Raw genomic sequence first — 15,416 nt, forward strand, 5'->3', positions numbered from 1 at the left:
AGGCGCGTTCTATGCCTTTATCAATTGTGCCGGTCTGATCGGCAAGCAGTGCCCGGACGGTTCAGTATTGAGTGATGATACGGCGGTGGCAAATTACCTGCTCAATGAAGGCCATGTCGCAGCTGTACCGGGCGCCGCTTACGGTATGTCACCTTATTTCCGCATCTCCACAGCAACCTCAGATGAGGTGCTGAGTGAAGCTATCAGACGCATTGCCGGTGCTGTTGCACGTCTGAAACCGGCATCAAAGGCATAAATCATGGATTTTGATACAATTCTTATCACCGGTGCTGCCGGAAGGCTCGGCACAGAATTGCGCCGCGGATTAGCACCGCTGGCGCGCAAATTGCGCCTCACAGACCGCGTTGCGATCAATGATCTGCAGCCGAATGAAGAAGTAGTCATCTGCGATCTTGATGATGCCGATGCGATCATGAAACTGGCGGAAGGTGTAGATGTAATCCTGCATTTCGGCGGTGAACCACTGGAAGTGTCTTGGGAACGTATTCTGCGCTCGAATATTCAGGGCAGCTATAATATTTATGAAGCCGCCCGAAAAAATGGTGTGAAGCGTGTGATCTATGCCTCCTCCGTCCATGCCATCGGCTATCATGAGCTGGAAACCAATATTGATGCGGATGCCCCGCATCGGCCTGACAGTTTCTATGGTCTGTCCAAATGTTTTGTCGAAGACTTAGGGCGGCTCTATTGGGATAAATTCGGCATTGAGACAGTCGCCTTGCGCATTTTCTCATCCTTCCCTGAACCGGCAGACCGCCGAATGCTGTGGTCGTGGCTGTCCTTTGATGATTGCGTGCGTCTCGTTTCAGCCGCCCTCACCGCCCCGCGTGTTGGCTTTACCGTCAGTTTCGGTATGTCGGATAACCGCGTATCACCGGTCGACAACAGCAAGGCGGGACATCTCGGTTATCAGCCGCAGGATAATACGGAAAGCTATCGTGCAGCTGTCGAAAGCCGCACCAAACGCTCTGACCCTTATGCCCCTGCCACCCGTTATCTCGGTGGCTGGTTCGTCGATATCGGCCATCCTGATGATGAGGCAAAATCATGAAACAGCATTATGATGTTGTGATTATTGGCGGCGCGGTCATCGGCTCTTCGGTTGCCTATTTCCTGTCGCAGAACCCTGACTTTGACGGTTCAATCCTCGTTGTGGAACGCGATCCAACCTATGTACGCGCAGCTACATCGCTGTCATCATCTTCGATCCGCAATCAGTTTTCCAACCCGATTAATGTGGAAATCAGCCGTTTCGGCACAGAATTTATCCGCAATTTTGCGGAGGTAATGCAGGTTGCCGGTGACAAGCCTGATCTGCAATTCCACGAAGGCGGTTATCTGTTCCTCGCCAATACGCCGGATCAGGTGCAGACTTTGCGCGAAAATCACAAAGTGCAGATCGCCTGCGGTGCCGATGTGGTGCTGTGGGATCGTGAGGAGCTGAGCCGCGCATTCCCGCATCTCAATACGGACGATATTCTGCTGGCCTCCTATGGCCGTTCCGGTGAAGGCTGGTTCAACAATACCGGCCTGATGTATGGCTTTAAAAACAAAGCCCGTGAGCTCGGCGCCGATTATATCACCGATGAGGTGGTGGCCATTCAGCGCGATGGCAATCGTGTCACCGGTGTGGAGCTGAAATCCGGTCAGAGCATCTCGGCAGGTACCATCGTCAATGCGTCCGGTGTCAGTGCGGCATTGACCGCACGTATGGCAGGGCTGGACGTGCCGATTGAACCGCGCAAACGCACATTGTTTGTCTATGACTGCGCTCAGACACCGGAAGGCAGCGCCACGGTCAACGGCGGTCGTCTGCCGCTGATGATTGATCCGAGCGGTGTTTTCTGCCGCCCTGAAGGCCGTTTCTTCCTGACCGGTTGTCCGCCGGTAGAAGACCCTGCGGTCGATTGGGATGATTTCACCCCGCGTTATGAAGAATTTGAAGAGATCATCTGGCCTGCTCTTGCAGAGCGCTCACCAGCCTTTGAGGCGATCAAAGTCGTCAACCAATGGGCGGGGCATTATGACTTCAACGTGCTGGATCATAATCTGATTGTCGGCCGTCATCCCGAGGTGGAAAACTTCATCTATGCCAATGGCTTTTCCGGTCATGGCCTGCAGCAAGGCCCCGCAACAGGACGCGCTGTATCCGAGCTGATCACCTATAATGCGTTCCGTACTCTCGACCTCTCCGAAGTTGGCTATGAGCGCGTGATTGCCAATAAGCCTTTCCTTGAAAAGGCTGTGATATGATATAGACCCTAGCAAGCATAAGGGCGAGCGGAGGCAGGTAATGCACATTAATCAGGTCGTTATAAACATGGTCACAGACCATGAATGACAGGGTGCCACGCCTCCCCCCGCTCAATGCTTTACGCGTCTTTCATGCGGTGATGCGCTATCGCAGCTTCCGCAAAGCGGCCGGCGGCCATGGTTGACCCGACAGAACAAGCCATTCTGCTCGCGCATTTTGTGCAGGCCGGTTTTGATGAATTTGCCGAAGGTGTGCGTCGTGTTACCAAGACCGGTCACCGCAACCGCATCAATGTCAATGCCAGTCCCTATTTTGCCACCCGCTATCTGATGGATCGCCTTGAGCAATTCCGCACCACAATGCCCGGCGTGGTCTTGCAGCTTACTACCATGGTAGAAATCCCTGATTTTTCCCGCGATGATATCGACGTTTCCGTGCAATGGGGCTTCGGCGAGTGGACAGAATTCGACCAGACATTGCTGGTGCGTGACCCGAAAATTATCTGCTGTGCACCGGCGCTCGCACATCGGGTGCGGAAACCGGAAGATCTGCTGAGTATGACGTTGCTGCATCCGGTTCTGGCCACCAATCTATGGCAAAAAGTACTGCGCCATCTGGATTTGCAGGATATTGAAGCCAAAGGCGATGTGCAGTTTCAGGATGCCGCCACCATGCGCCGCGCCACTCTGGCAGGGATGGGTATGGGGCTGGTTTCGGCTATTGATGCGATGGATGATCTGCGTCAGGGGCGGTTGATTGCACCGCTCGGCATTGATGCCCTGAGCACCATGAAAGAAGAAGATATTCCGGGCTTTTATCTGGTTGTACCGCGCGGCTACCGGCGGGTGAAACCCATTGCGGCTTTTTGTGACTGGATTAAAGGCGAAGACTGGTCAGCCATGCTGCGCCGTGAAATGACCATCAGCGATATGCCTTACGATATATAAGTAAGCCCTCAAATTATCTTGTGTCTGCGCCTGTCAGCCTGCTCTTTTCGCAAGCGGCTGCGTGCTGAAACACGCCCGTTTTGAGCAGAATTTCCACCTGAATATATCATCAAGAAAATCTTGTCGTTTAGCCACTTTTCTTGATTTGGTACGCGCGTCCGACGCGGCACACTGCTCTCAGCACGGGACGGTGTAAACAATTGCAAAATAAAAACAGCTTTGCCAGCACGCCGCCGTCCTGCGGGGAAACATATTTCAGCGCCGCTCAGATTTTGTCCGGCGGCGGTGACGGAAAAGGCAATGCAGCAGACACAAAATAACATTAAGCCACTGGTGCGCGTGGAAGCGCTGGAAAAGAGCTTCGGCGCTCTCACAGTACTCAATCGTGTGAGTTTAAGCGTTAATCCGGGCGGCGTATTGGCGATTATCGGCCCCAGTGGCTCGGGTAAAAGCACATTGCTGCGCTGTCTAAATTATCTGGAAATACCGGATAAAGGCCGTATCACACTGGGCGATATGGAGCTTGTCGCCGAGAAACATCCGTCTCAGAAGCAAATCCTCGATCTGCGCCGTTCGGCAGGCATGGTGTTTCAGTCTTTCAACCTGTTTCCGCATATGAATGTGCTGGAAAATGTGTCGCTCGCGCAAAAACGCGTGCTCGGCCGCTCACAGCAGGAAGCCGATGAGCGCTCCATTGAGCTGCTCAAACGCGTGGGACTGGACTCCAAAGCCGCCGAATATCCGCATCGCTGTTCCGGCGGCCAGCAGCAGCGTATCGCGATTGCCCGCGCACTGGCACTGAACCCGAAGATCATGCTGTTTGATGAGCCGACCTCGGCGCTTGATCCGGAGCTTGGTCTTGAGGTTCTCGCGGTCATGCGTGAACTGGCGCAAGACGGTATGACGATGATTGTCGTCACCCATGAAATGCATTTTGCCGAGAGCGTTTCCGACCATGTGATGATTATGGCAGACGGCAACATCATTGAATCCGGTATCAGCAAAGACGTTATGCGTGATCCGCAGACTGAACGCGCACGCCGGTTTCTGCATGCCGTGAGAGATCGCTGATGCAGGACATTATCTTTAATATTATCAGAGGCTTGCCTGCGACAATCGCTTTAACGGCTGCGGCGCTGATGATCGGGCTTGTTCTTGGCGTACCGCTGATGCTGGCGCGTATTTCCCGTCATAACTGGCTGCGCTACTCAGCCATGGCGCTGATTACCTTTGTGCGCAGTATTCCGCCGATTGTCTGGCTGTTTGTGATCTTTTTTGGGCTTGGCAGCGGTTATTTCCGTGTTGCCCCCTTCCCCGCTGCTGCGGCGGGTCTCGGTCTGATTGCTTCGGCCTATATGGCGGAGATTTATCGCGGCGCGCTTCTCTCCATTCATCGTGGTCAATGGGAAGGCGCTGCCGCTCTGGGTATGCATCCGGTGCGGATGTGGATTGATGTGATCATGCCGCAGCTTATCCGCGTCGCCCTGCCGGCAATGGCAACCTATGCCATCGGTCTTTTGAAAGATTCTGCGATTGCCTCGACAATCGGCGTTTCTGAAATGACCTTCTATGCCAATCAGTCCTCTATGGCGACCTATCGCGGGCTTGAAGTCTTCAGCTTTGTCGCCCTGCTCTATATCGCCCTCAGCCTGCCGGTTGCATGGATGTCACGCGAGATTGATGCGCGTATGCGAAAGAAGGTGTCCCGATGATCTCGGTTTTGGCGGAACAATTTCACAACTGGCTACCGCAAATGCTCAGCGGCCTGCGTATCAGCCTGATTGTCACCGGGATGAGCCTGCTGATCGGCATTCCGCTGGGGTTTTTTCTGTCGCTCGGTGTAATGTCCAAGGCAAAACCAACCCGCTGGGCTGCACTGACACTTGTTGAAGTAGGGCGTGGTGCGCCGTCTCTGGTTCTGCTGCAATTTGCCTATTTCGGCCTGCCTTCTGCCGGTCTGACACTGACCTCCTGGTCGGCCAGTATTGTGGCTCTGAGCTGGACAACCGGTGCTTATACCAGTGAGATCATCCGTGCCGGTCTGCAATCTGTCCCCGCTGGGCAGCGTGAGGCAGCACAGGCGATCGGTCTGACACCGCTGGATATGATGCGCTTTATCGTTGTGCCGCAAGGTCTGCGTATCGCTATTCCGGCTCTGCTCGGCTTTGCGATCCTGATTTTTCAGACCACATCACTGTGTTTTGCCATTGCGCTGCCGGAGCTGACAGCCCGCACCTATGAAATTGGAACCAATACATTCCAATATCTGCCAGCCCTGATACTGGCTGGTCTTCTCTATCTGCTCATTTGCATTCCGGCGACGCTGATTGTCGGCGTCATCGAAGCCCGTGCGCAGCATTAAATAAGCAACAAAAAGGGGAAATCATGAAGAAGTTTTTTGCACTCACACTAGCTGCCGGTCTTAGCAGCACTTTTCTGGCAGGCGCTGCTTTTGCACAGGATTGCACGCCGCAGCATAAAATCACCACTGTTGAAGCCGGTTATCTGACGATTGCAGCACCGACTTTCCCGCCTTTCTCCATTCCTAAAGGCGAAAGCGATCTCAGCGGTGTGGATGGTGAAATCGTCAAGGAAATCGCTGCCAAAGAATGCCTGAAAATCAAAATCGCACCGGTTGAATATGCAACAGCCATTCCGTTTGTTGTTTCCGGTCGTGCAGATATTGCCATCGGCAATTATTACCGCACCGATGAGCGGCAGAAAGTGGTCAATCTTTCCGCTCCGCTCTATCTCGATCAGATGGGGCTTTATTCCAAAGAAGGCGTGACTACTGTTGCCCAGCTTGAAGGCCGTAATGTCGGTACCGTACAGGGCTATCTCTGGGTCAATGAGCTGAAAGCCATTCTCGGCGATAAACTCAGCCTCTATAACAACTATGTTGCGCTTTATCAGGATCTGGAAGCCGGACGTATCGAGATCGCAATTGACGGCGTTGCCGTTGGTACTGCCGCGCAGCAAGGCGGTGCGCTGAAAGATGTTCAGATTAAAGTTTCAGAAAAAGACGAGCGCGTACAAAGCTCTGTCTATCCGGCACAGGCCGGTCTGCCGCTTTCCAAAAACAATCCGGATCTGCTCGCTGCCGCCGATGATGTGGTCAAAGAGCTGCATAAATCCGGTCGTATGGTCGAAATTCTCAAAGAATACGGCCTGTCAGAGAGCGCTGCTGATGTCGGTGAAGCCCGCCTGATTAAGTAACAGGTTTTATTGATGGCTCCCCTGCTTTCCTGAAGGCAGGGGAAATTTGTTTAACTAGTTGATATTATTATATAATTTAATCATCATCTTCCGATTTCGGTTTGCCTTCATACCGGATCAGGAACACGGCCATGCCGAACACCATCAATGCCAGTGAAAACCACGTCAGTGCATAAACCAGATGATTATCTGCAAATTTTACTACGGTCAGCCCGCCTTCCGGCCGGTCAGCACGGTTTTGGGCGCCATTCGCATCAATGAAGTAATCCGGCACATTCTTCACATCGGCATATTTGGCAAAAGCCTCAATATCGCGGGCATACCAGATATTTTTTTCCGGCTCATTCTGGCGCAGAAAAAAGCCTTTCGGCTCTGTCAGGCGTAGCAGGCCGGTGACTGTTGTTTCGCCTTCAATCTGACCGTTTGTGCGGTTCTCAGGATTGCGCTTGGCACTTGCAACATAGCCGCGATTGATAAAGACCGTCTCGCCGTTATCGCGCAGAAAAGGCGTTAGAATCCAATAGCCTGAACCCCGCTCTGTGAGTGCACCGACGGCAATTTCCTTATCATTGAGGTAATGGCCTGAAAGCGTCACAGCACGATATTCATAAGCTTTCTTGTCAGCATTCTGCCAGGCATTGATATCAGGTGCGGAAACAGGGCTTGCATTGATATTTTGCTCGACGCGGGCGATCAGGTCATGTTTCCAGCTCAGTCGTTTGACCTGCCAGAGACCAAGAGCACTTAGTCCAGTGATTAGCAGACCCGCAATCAGAGAAATCAGCACAATTTTATTGCGTTTTGAAGCGGATGAATGGGGCTGAATTTCTGCCATGAACTTAATCTCTTTTTGCCTTAGATGCTGCACATCGTGTCTATGCCTTATCCGTAGTCAGGCAAATCAGAATTTACATTACGCACAATTGTTTGAACGCGTTGTTGTCATAAAAAGCGACTATGTCGGTAGAATGACCTTTCTTCAGAGCATTTCCCAAGCATGATAAATCAACTTTGACAGGCTGTGATAATGCGACAAACAAAGGATTCAGTCGGAAAATAGACGCTTAGTGCCTCGTATTGGATAGGGCGCGCAGTGCGGGTTTTACGCAATATTGGCCGTGTTCTGCCTTCTGGGTTAATTTTCGCAAATATCCGCCAGCAGATCTGATCTTATCCGAGCGTTCTAGGATTGCCGCAAGGGTAATTGCTGCATTGATCTCTCCCATAATTTCACAAGCCTTTTGCCATGCAGAAGCGGTAATCCCGAGCATCGGACGAATATGCCCTGCTGTAAGGATTAAATCACGCCACTGATGAATACCATGCTGTGCGTAATGGCTGATCTGCGGACAATGTTGTAAAATTTCCTGAAGATCAGGTGTTGATGTATGAGTTTGCACTTTAGAGTTATGCCGCAAATTTTTTGATATTGGCTCTGGCTTAATGTTTTCGCGATTTTGTACCTGTTTGTTATCAAAAGATTCTATGTTTGAATTCTGAATGTGGTGCTCATTTTCGCATACATTGCCGCTCGTTTTTTGTTCTGAAACCTTTGAAAGATAAAGATTTTCCACGTTTTTGCGCAAAATGCTCAAAGCCTGTTCGCGTTTACCCAGATTTTCCAGCGTGCCATTGCGCTCAACGCGGCCGGAAAGTGCCTGTAACTGATCATAAAGAGCATTCCAGTCCCCTTCCCTCCCCTCATTGAGGGCGGCCAGAATGGTTTTGGAAATATCGCGGAGATGAATTGTAATGTTGAAACGCAATTGCTGACGGATACGTGCCTGTTCACGCAAGTCACTTGCATGGGTTTCTATCTCTGAAGCTTTAAATGCCAGCGGCGACAGATCAAAGCCAAAGGCCATGGCAATTTCACCATTGCTGTCGCGGCGCACAAAACGCTTACCATTGGGGCTGTCACGGCGCAAAATGAAACCAAGTTCAACGAGAATGGCAATATGCCGACGGATTGTCGGGGCTGACATTCCGCGCAGGCGCATGGAAAGCTCGTGATTAGACGGAAAGACGATCAGAGCAACGCGGCTGTCGAGTATTCTATCGGGAAAAAAACTCAGCAGAGCCTCGAGCACGGCAATGGTGCGCGAAGACAGCTGATAGGCTTCACGGGCTTCAGTTAAAGCACGCAACAGCTTCCAGCGATCAATGCTGTGATGATCCTGTTCAGTTTCACTCTGTTTCTGACGCACTTCTTTCTGTTGTTGACGAAGTTTTTCGTAACTCAGAAAATGCGCAGCATTCATCATTCGTCCGCCAAACGGGGACGTCGCAAAATGCTCAGTCATTTGTTACCTCATTTGAGGCAAGCAAAAACACTGCCGGAACATTGCCGACTCTTGACTTTTGATCGCGAAAGTGATTCTCTCTAATTGCTACATCGAAAGAGGGCTTCCGGTTCGGTAACGTTCAGGGGGCCTTTTTTCTTGCCGTTTTTTCCTATCTGTTAAAACTGGTCCTGTCGTTTTCGGGGCTTTTGATCTGGTAGCGCCCTTCTCACTCCATAAACCGTGTGGTTCCTTCATTTATGCTGTTGATAATTTCAGTTTGTTATTTCTGAAATTATTTGTAACGCCTGATACGCATTACTAACGCGCAGAGAGAAGACGGGGATAGATTCATCCGTTTTTCTTCTGCTGAAATTGTTCATAAAGCTCAGCCATCTCACCGGCGAGATATTCCGCAAAACCTTCCGCATCGTGGCGTTGCAGATCAAACTGCGCCCTGCCCTGCTGTAACCGTAACAGGCCAAGGCTTTCGCCATTGCGTGTATGCAGCTTCTGTTCTGCAGGTTTATTTATTTCCGGCTTCTCTGTTGCGGTGAGCTTCTGGAGCAGATGCTGAAAACGTAGATCCGTTTCCGCATCTTTGAAGTCGCTGTCAGTGATAATACGCTGAGCCTGTTTGAGCTGCAGCTTATCACGCAGAATATCTGCTAATTGCATCCAGCGTGGTCTTCCGACTTTTGGTGCTGGCCCAATCGCACGGATAATCTGTTCAGGTATTGCTGCTGCCACTTGCAGGAACCGTGTCATTTCTGCCTTATGCAGCGACAGAGCATCCTGAACAGTGGAGCGTTCAAAACCACGCTCAATCAAAGCCTGAGCAAATAAAGCACGCTCAATGAAAGAAAGATCACGGCGTTCGCTGTTTTCTTTACCCTGCGCAAGAACGAGCTCTGCATCGGTCAGCGGCTTGATAAGCGCTTTTACCGGTAATCCAAGCCGTGCAGCAGCACGCATACGACGGTGACCATAGGCGGCCTGAAAACGTCCCGCCTGATCGGGATGCGGGCGTACCAGAATAGGCACCTGCTGGCCATGCTGATGCAGGCTTTGCACCAGAGCCAGAAATTCCGGATCATCGGTTTCCTGACGGGTCAGACGATCTTCAACGAAGGAACCGTCAATCAGCGAAGCATCAAGTTCAACCACCTGATCGCCTTTGGCGAGGCTTTCAGAGAGTTGTTTGGCACTTTCCAGCTCTCGGGACATATCGGCCAAGGACAGCCCCATAGCCTTGACGGCGCCGGAACGGCTGGCTGAAGGACGGATCAGCTGATCGGGTGTTTTCTCCGGTACTGATGCCGGAGCCTCAGCTTGTGATGGTGAGACTGAAACCTCTGGAGCTTGTGGCTCTGATGCTGCCGGTAAGGGCGCGCCGAACAAAGCCTTTAACTGATTTTTGCGGCTTGAGCTGTTCATGCCTTACCTCCCCTCGCCGGACGGTTCCAGGCGGAATGGATCAGTGCTTCAATCTCGCCGTTGACAGCTGTCAACGACTCCATCGCCCTGTCATAAGTGACACGACTGAAATTCTCGCGGCCAACTTCATAAAGTGTCTGCTTGGTCAGGCCGGCATCGGAAACAGCGGTTGATTTAACCATGGGTGCTGTGAGTACACGATCGCCGAACTGGGCGCGCAGGAAACCTGCAATTTGTGCTTGCGGGCCGTCATTTGGTTCATAACGCGTAATCAGATAGCGCAGGAAGTCGAAATTCAGCGATCCGCCAGCTTCACGTACGACTGAAAGCAGGTCGGATGTCATGAACAGAAACTGGCTCATGGATGCTACATCAAGCATTTGCGGATGCACGGTAACAATCACTGATGTTGCTGCGCACAAAGCTGACAAGGTCAGGAAGCCGAGTTGCGGCGGGCAGTCCAGAACAACCACGTCATAATCATCTGCGACTGATTGCAAAGCAGCCTGAACACGGGTGAAGAACATATCAGCGGCAGGACCGCGGCGCTCGGCGAGAACACGCGGCGTGGTATGTTCAAATTCCTGCAGTTCCAGATTGCCGGGGACAAGATCGAGCCCGTCAAAATAGGTTTTACGGATAATATCTCGCAAAGGGCGCTGTGCTTCATCGTAACGGATAGCACCATAGAGCGTATCATTGCCGCTCAGATCAAGTTCCGGCTGATAACCGAACAAGGCCGACATAGATGCCTGCGGATCGAGATCAACTGCCAAAACGCGCAGGCCGGACAAAGCCAGATGCTGCGCCAGATGGGTAGTGGTTGTGGTTTTGCCAGAGCCGCCTTTGAAATTGGTGACGGCAATAACCTGCAGATGCTCACCGCGTTCTTCATCGCGCCATGGCAGATAGTTGCGGTTTTTATTCGCATTTTGCTCGGTCAGCAAATGACGCAGCGCATTAATATCTTCCAGCGTATAGAGACGGCGACCGCCGGAGCCGGTTTCTGGTTGCGGGCCTTCACCGGCAATGGACAGTTGACGCAGATAGCTGTCGGAAACGCCAATAAGCTTGGCTGCTTCACTGCTGCTGAATTTGCGCAGGATCTTGTTCGACGCCGGTGCAAACAGACGTTCGCGCATGGCTTGTAATTGCGCAGATAAAAGCTTGGCATCCGCAGCGATTGCACGGTCTGCCGCCAAAGGTGCATTTGCAGCCTTGTTTGTAGTTGCTAAATGCTGCTGTGCATCAGCAACAATATCTGCCCAATTCGTCGTCAATTTATCCAACCTTTATGCGCATTGGCCGCGTATAGTCGTAAACCACTGCTTTTCTTCGTCCATCATGCTACGATTCGGACAAAATTACTAATCTGTTAACGCAAGTGCTTAAATCAACACTGGAAAACGCAAATAACAGATGCAGTGGCGAGTAACGGTAAACCGGCAAGATTTTGTAATTTTTCGTTAGAAGAGTGTAAAATCCTGCAAGGAAAGTCAAATTATTTATAGTTAACGGATATTAACTGCTCTGCAACGCATTCTTGCTGTCAAAAACTGATACCGGTTATGCTGCGTAGGTGGTGTGCTCTCTGTTCGGAGATGCTTTGCTGTGAGCTTGTAAGGCTCATCAATCTGTGTCTGATCGTGATCCGGTTGACAGCTGTCAACACTGCTTGCCGTTTTCAGAAACTCAGATCTTCTGCCTTGTCCGCAATCTGAATTCTGCCTGCCGTTATATCTGTGAGCATACGCAGTACAGCGTCTTTTTGATGTGACGGAATTTCCAGCCGCAAATCCGCTCCGGTATTATGAAAATCTTCCGATGCGATTGTCAGATGTTCGACCCCGGCAAGGCGCGCTTTTATCAAAGCGAGTTCAGAAAAATGTGCACGGATAAAACTTGTCTGGGTCGGGATAAGCTCAACCAGTTCCGAAGCGCGTAGGCATAAGGCTGCAGTGCCGCCATAAGCACGGATCAGGCCGCCGCTGCCTAGCAATATTCCGCCAAACCATCGGGTGACAAGCACCACAACATTGTCGAGTTCCAATCCGTCAATGGCTTGCAGGATCGGTTTGCCCGCTGTGCCGCTTGGCTCACCATCATCATTGAAGCGATAATTTTGCCCCATACGCCACGCCCAACAATTATGATTGGCATCACTATAGGATTCACGGGCGATAAAATTTTTGGCAGCTTCTTCATCAGCGACGGGAAGTGCAATGGCAAGAAAACGGCTTCGTTTGATTTCCTGCTCAAAAACTTCTCGTTTTGCTAGCGTAAACATGGCGTCTCAATTTCTGCGGATGAATGCTGTCTGGACAATATTCATTGTTTTAAAGCGCATGAATATTGTGAGTGTTCTGATAGCAGATAATGTCCGCAGCACCAAATGTATCACGAATGATGCCGGTAGGAATGACGCTGATGAAATTGCTCAAGCTCGCGGGCAGAGGGCAGGGTGCCGGAAAATATTGCCACATAAGACGGTACACGCTGCATTCGTGTTGTCACATCCTCATTTGTATTGAGGCTGATATAGCCGATCTGGGTCAGATAGAGTGCTCTTGAGCGGACATCTGCCAGCAGAGGCTCACAACCGTGGCGGATAAACATAGATCGTATAGCTTCAAGACGGGTAGCGTCAGCCTCATTTAAAGCCTGCGCAACCGCAGGAGACTGTACACCCCAACTGCGCACAGCATGTTCGAAGCTGCTGTCGAAGACAGCGCGATCAAGCCAGCAGTCAAACAAATTGAGGGTGGCTTCGCTCAGGCTTTGTGCATCTGTACCGGCCTGCCGGAGGAGGGCAGTGGTATTTTTTTCCTGCCAAAGCTGTAACAGCGCATCAAGCAATGCATCACGATCTTTAAAGAACCAGTAGAAACTGGTGCGTGATAATTTCAGCATTTTGGCCAGTGTCAGAATCCGGACATTGTCGATACCGCTTTCCAATAATACCTGATAGGCGGCATCCAGCCAGAGTTCCTTTGAGCCACGCCAGCCGCTCTCACCGTCATTATCAATCGCGGACATATATAATCCTTTTAAAATTATTATTATAATTCAGATGTTTAAGTTCACTAAAGGGGTGCATCTTAACCTGACTGCGATAAAATGTACACTGCTGTATATAAAATTGACAGTATTGTACATTTTAATTAGGCTTCCCAAAAAAGGGGAATGCAATGAATAATGATCCGCTCTTACAGTCTTATCAGCTTAAACATCTGCGGCTTCGCAACCGTATTATCACAACATCCCACGAGCCTGCTTATCCGGAAGACGGCATGCCGAAAGATGCCTATCGTGCTTATCATGTGGAGCGCGCTAAGGCTGGTGTGGCGCTGACCATGACTGCCGGTTCGGCAACGGTCTCGCGCGATAGTCCGCCGGTTTTCAATAATGTGCTCGCCTATAAGGACGAGGTGGTGCCGTGGATGAAAGCGCTGGCAGACGAATGTCATGAACATGGTGCAGCGGTGATGATCCAGCTCACCCATCTCGGCCGCCGTACCCGCTGGGACAAAGGCGACTGGTTGCCAGCTGTCACCTCGTCTCACGAGCGGGAAGGGGCGCACCGCGCTTTTCCGAAACGTCTCGAAGACTGGGACATTGAGCGGATTATCAAGGATTTTGGCGATGCGGCAGAGCGTATGCAGGCGGCCGGTCTCGACGGGATAGAGTTGCAGGCCTATGGCCATCTGATCCAGCAATTCTGGTCACCGGTGACCAATGATCTCGACAATGCCTATGGCGGTTCGCTGGATAATCGTCTGCGCTTTACCTTTGATGTGCTGGCAGAAATCCGCAAACGGGTGGGGCCGGAATTTATTGTCGGTATCCGTTATACCGGAGATGAAATGATGGAAGGCGGCCATGATAAGGAGGAGGGGATCGAAATTTCCCGCCGTCTTAAAGACAGTGGTATGATTGACTTTCTGAATGTGGTGCGCGGCCATATTGATACTGATCCGGCAATGACAGACCTTATTCCTATTCAGGGCATGGCTAATTCACCACATCTGGATTTTGCCGGTGAAATTCGCGCGGCTACGAATTTTCCGACTTTCCATGCGGCGAAGATACCGGATGTGGCAACAGCCCGCCATGCCATTGCCTCCGGCAAGCTTGATATGGTGGGAATGACCCGCGCGCATATGACAGATCCGCATATTGTGCGTAAAATTATTGAGGGAAGAGAAGAAGATATCCGCCCATGTGTCGGTGCAAATTATTGCCTCGACCGGATTTATCAGGGCGGTGCCGCCTATTGCATTCATAATCCGGCGACAGGGCGTGAACTGACCATGCCGCACACGATCAGCAAAGCGCCGGTGAAAAAGAAGGTTGTGATTGTCGGTGCAGGGCCAGCCGGTATGGAAGCCGCCCGTGTTGCCGGTGAACGCGGCCATGATGTTGTGGTTTTTGAAGCCGCGGACAAGGCAGGCGGGCAAATCCGTCTCACCGCACAATCACCGCGCCGTCGTGAGATGATCAGCATTATCGACTGGCGTATGGCACAATGCGAACGCTTTGGCGTGCAATTCCGTTTCAATACATGGGCAGAGCAGGCGGAAATTGATGCTGAAAACCCTGATACCGTGATTATTGCCACTGGTGGTATGCCACATGTTGAAATACTTCCCGAGGGCAATGATCTTGTTGTTTCCGCATGGGATATTCTCTCCGGTGATGTCAAAGCGGGTAGCAATGTGCTGATTTTTGACGATGCGGGTGACCATGCGGCTTTGCAGGCGGCTGAAGTGCTGGCAAAAGCAGGGGCAAAAGTTGAAGTCATGACACCTGACCGCAGTTTCGCGCCGGAAATCATGGCGATGAACCTTGTGCCCTATATGCGCAGCCTGCAGAAAGACGGGGTAACTTTCACTGTGACCTATCGTCTTGATAAAGTCACCCGAAACGGTAACAGCCTCACGGCGCATATCGGTAGTGATTATGGCGGTGTAGACAAGCAACAGGATCACGATCAGATCGTGATTAATCATGGCACAAGACCGCTGGATGATCTGTATTTTGAACTCAAGCTGCAGTCCAGAAATTTCGGTGCGGTCAATTATGATAATCTGATCGCCGGGCAGGCACAGCAGGTTAATAAAAACGAGAGCGGCCGCTATCAGCTTTATCGTATCGGCGATGCTGTAGCTGCGCGGAATACCCATGCAGCGATTTATGATGCGCTGCGCCTGATGAAAGATATCTAGCCCTTAAAAAAATTACCCCCTCCCCCCCCCCCCC

At 51.3% G+C, this 15,416-nt stretch carries 15 protein-coding genes; 9 read left to right on the forward strand and 6 right to left on the reverse strand.

The window, feature by feature from the left end:
• The 8 genes from A918_RS20465 to A918_RS0113330 all read left to right on the forward strand — a co-directional run.
• Positions 1–256 (forward strand): aminotransferase class I/II-fold pyridoxal phosphate-dependent enzyme (locus A918_RS20465; protein WP_022711541.1); only part of this gene is annotated, 256 nt, incomplete at its 5' end.
• On the forward strand, positions 257–1,072 hold the full coding sequence (locus tag A918_RS0113295) for an NAD(P)-dependent oxidoreductase (RefSeq protein ID WP_028233794.1): 816 nt from the start codon (positions 257–259) through the stop codon (positions 1,070–1,072).
• Positions 1,069–2,274 (forward strand): FAD-binding oxidoreductase, encoded by a 1,206-nt coding sequence (locus tag A918_RS0113300; RefSeq protein ID WP_022711543.1) that lies wholly within the window; start codon positions 1,069–1,071, stop codon positions 2,272–2,274. The genes A918_RS0113295 and A918_RS0113300 overlap by 4 nt, the downstream gene beginning before the upstream one ends.
• Before the next feature lie 177 nt (positions 2,275–2,451).
• Positions 2,452–3,222 (forward strand): LysR substrate-binding domain-containing protein, encoded by a 771-nt coding sequence (locus A918_RS21180; RefSeq protein WP_245257330.1) that lies wholly within the window; start codon positions 2,452–2,454, stop codon positions 3,220–3,222.
• Positions 3,223–3,522: 300 nt separating this feature from the next.
• Complete coding sequence (locus A918_RS0113315) at positions 3,523–4,293, forward strand: amino acid ABC transporter ATP-binding protein (RefSeq protein WP_022711545.1); 771 nt, start codon at positions 3,523–3,525, stop codon at positions 4,291–4,293.
• Entirely contained in the window at positions 4,293–4,934 is a 642-nt protein-coding gene (locus A918_RS0113320) for an amino acid ABC transporter permease (RefSeq protein ID WP_022711546.1), read from the forward strand. Before A918_RS0113315 ends, A918_RS0113320 begins: the two co-directional genes overlap by 1 nt.
• Positions 4,931–5,584, forward strand: coding sequence for an amino acid ABC transporter permease (locus A918_RS0113325; RefSeq protein ID WP_022711547.1), 654 nt, complete (start codon positions 4,931–4,933; stop codon positions 5,582–5,584). The genes A918_RS0113320 and A918_RS0113325 overlap by 4 nt, the downstream gene beginning before the upstream one ends.
• 23 nt (positions 5,585–5,607) lie before the next feature.
• A complete protein-coding gene (locus tag A918_RS0113330) occupies positions 5,608–6,438 on the forward strand; it encodes an ABC transporter substrate-binding protein (RefSeq protein ID WP_022711548.1) in 831 nt (276 codons plus the stop codon).
• A 76-nt stretch (positions 6,439–6,514) separates the two neighbouring features.
• Here A918_RS0113330 and A918_RS0113335 read toward each other — a convergent pair whose 3' ends face one another.
• The 6 genes from A918_RS0113335 to A918_RS0113360 all read right to left on the reverse strand — a co-directional run bounded on the left by A918_RS0113335 (position 6,515) and on the right by A918_RS0113360 (position 13,193).
• Entirely contained in the window at positions 6,515–7,273 is a 759-nt protein-coding gene (locus A918_RS0113335) for an SURF1 family protein (protein WP_022711549.1), read from the reverse strand.
• A 229-nt stretch (positions 7,274–7,502) separates the two neighbouring features.
• Positions 7,503–8,741 (reverse strand): plasmid replication protein RepC, encoded by a 1,239-nt coding sequence (gene repC, locus A918_RS0113340; protein WP_022711550.1) that lies wholly within the window; start codon positions 8,739–8,741, stop codon positions 7,503–7,505.
• Between the two features lie 330 nt (positions 8,742–9,071).
• Positions 9,072–10,157, reverse strand: coding sequence for a plasmid partitioning protein RepB (repB, locus tag A918_RS0113345; protein WP_022711551.1), 1,086 nt, complete (start codon positions 10,155–10,157; stop codon positions 9,072–9,074).
• The gene (repA, locus tag A918_RS0113350; RefSeq protein ID WP_033316125.1) at positions 10,154–11,416 is read right to left on the reverse strand and encodes a plasmid partitioning protein RepA; all 1,263 of its coding nucleotides are present in this window, start codon (positions 11,414–11,416) and stop codon (positions 10,154–10,156) included. The genes repB and repA overlap by 4 nt, the downstream gene beginning before the upstream one ends.
• Positions 11,417–11,841: 425 nt before the next feature.
• Positions 11,842–12,444 (reverse strand): YigZ family protein, encoded by a 603-nt coding sequence (locus A918_RS0113355; RefSeq protein ID WP_022711553.1) that lies wholly within the window; start codon positions 12,442–12,444, stop codon positions 11,842–11,844.
• 110 nt (positions 12,445–12,554) lie between these two features.
• Positions 12,555–13,193: a TetR/AcrR family transcriptional regulator gene (locus tag A918_RS0113360; RefSeq protein ID WP_022711554.1), complete on the reverse strand. Its 639-nt coding sequence runs from the start codon at positions 13,191–13,193 to the stop codon at positions 12,555–12,557.
• A 152-nt stretch (positions 13,194–13,345) separates the two neighbouring features.
• On the opposite strand from A918_RS0113360, the gene A918_RS0113365 reads away from it, so the two are divergent.
• Positions 13,346–15,382 carry an NADH:flavin oxidoreductase gene (locus A918_RS0113365; protein WP_022711555.1) on the forward strand — a complete coding sequence of 679 codons (2,037 nt, stop codon included), beginning with the start codon at positions 13,346–13,348 and terminating at the stop codon, positions 15,380–15,382.
• Positions 15,383–15,416: the final 34 nt, after the last annotated feature.

The organism is Pseudochrobactrum sp. AO18b (assembly GCF_000409565.1).
In the GTDB taxonomy this organism is placed as follows: Bacteria; Pseudomonadota; Alphaproteobacteria; order Rhizobiales; family Rhizobiaceae; genus Pseudochrobactrum; species Pseudochrobactrum saccharolyticum.

Excerpts from the sequence above, each read along its gene's own strand:
- A918_RS0113300 (WP_022711543.1), top strand. The coding sequence starts at position 1,069 with ATGAAACAGCATTATGATGTTGTGATTATTGGCGGCGCGGTCATCGGC.
- A918_RS21180 (WP_245257330.1), top strand. The coding sequence starts at position 2,452 with ATGGTTGACCCGACAGAACAAGCCATTCTGCTCGCGCATTTTGTGCAG.
- A918_RS0113315 (WP_022711545.1), top strand. The coding sequence starts at position 3,523 with ATGCAGCAGACACAAAATAACATTAAGCCACTGGTGCGCGTGGAAGCG.
- A918_RS0113320 (WP_022711546.1), top strand. The coding sequence starts at position 4,293 with ATGCAGGACATTATCTTTAATATTATCAGAGGCTTGCCTGCGACAATC.
- A918_RS0113325 (WP_022711547.1), top strand. The coding sequence starts at position 4,931 with ATGATCTCGGTTTTGGCGGAACAATTTCACAACTGGCTACCGCAAATG.
- A918_RS0113330 (WP_022711548.1), top strand. The coding sequence starts at position 5,608 with ATGAAGAAGTTTTTTGCACTCACACTAGCTGCCGGTCTTAGCAGCACT.
- A918_RS0113335 (WP_022711549.1), bottom strand. The coding sequence starts at position 7,273 with ATGGCAGAAATTCAGCCCCATTCATCCGCTTCAAAACGCAATAAAATT.
- repC (WP_022711550.1), bottom strand. The coding sequence starts at position 8,741 with ATGACTGAGCATTTTGCGACGTCCCCGTTTGGCGGACGAATGATGAAT.
- repB (WP_022711551.1), bottom strand. The coding sequence starts at position 10,157 with ATGAACAGCTCAAGCCGCAAAAATCAGTTAAAGGCTTTGTTCGGCGCG.
- A918_RS0113355 (WP_022711553.1), bottom strand. The coding sequence starts at position 12,444 with ATGTTTACGCTAGCAAAACGAGAAGTTTTTGAGCAGGAAATCAAACGA.
- A918_RS0113360 (WP_022711554.1), bottom strand. The coding sequence starts at position 13,193 with ATGTCCGCGATTGATAATGACGGTGAGAGCGGCTGGCGTGGCTCAAAG.
- A918_RS0113365 (WP_022711555.1), top strand. The coding sequence starts at position 13,346 with ATGAATAATGATCCGCTCTTACAGTCTTATCAGCTTAAACATCTGCGG.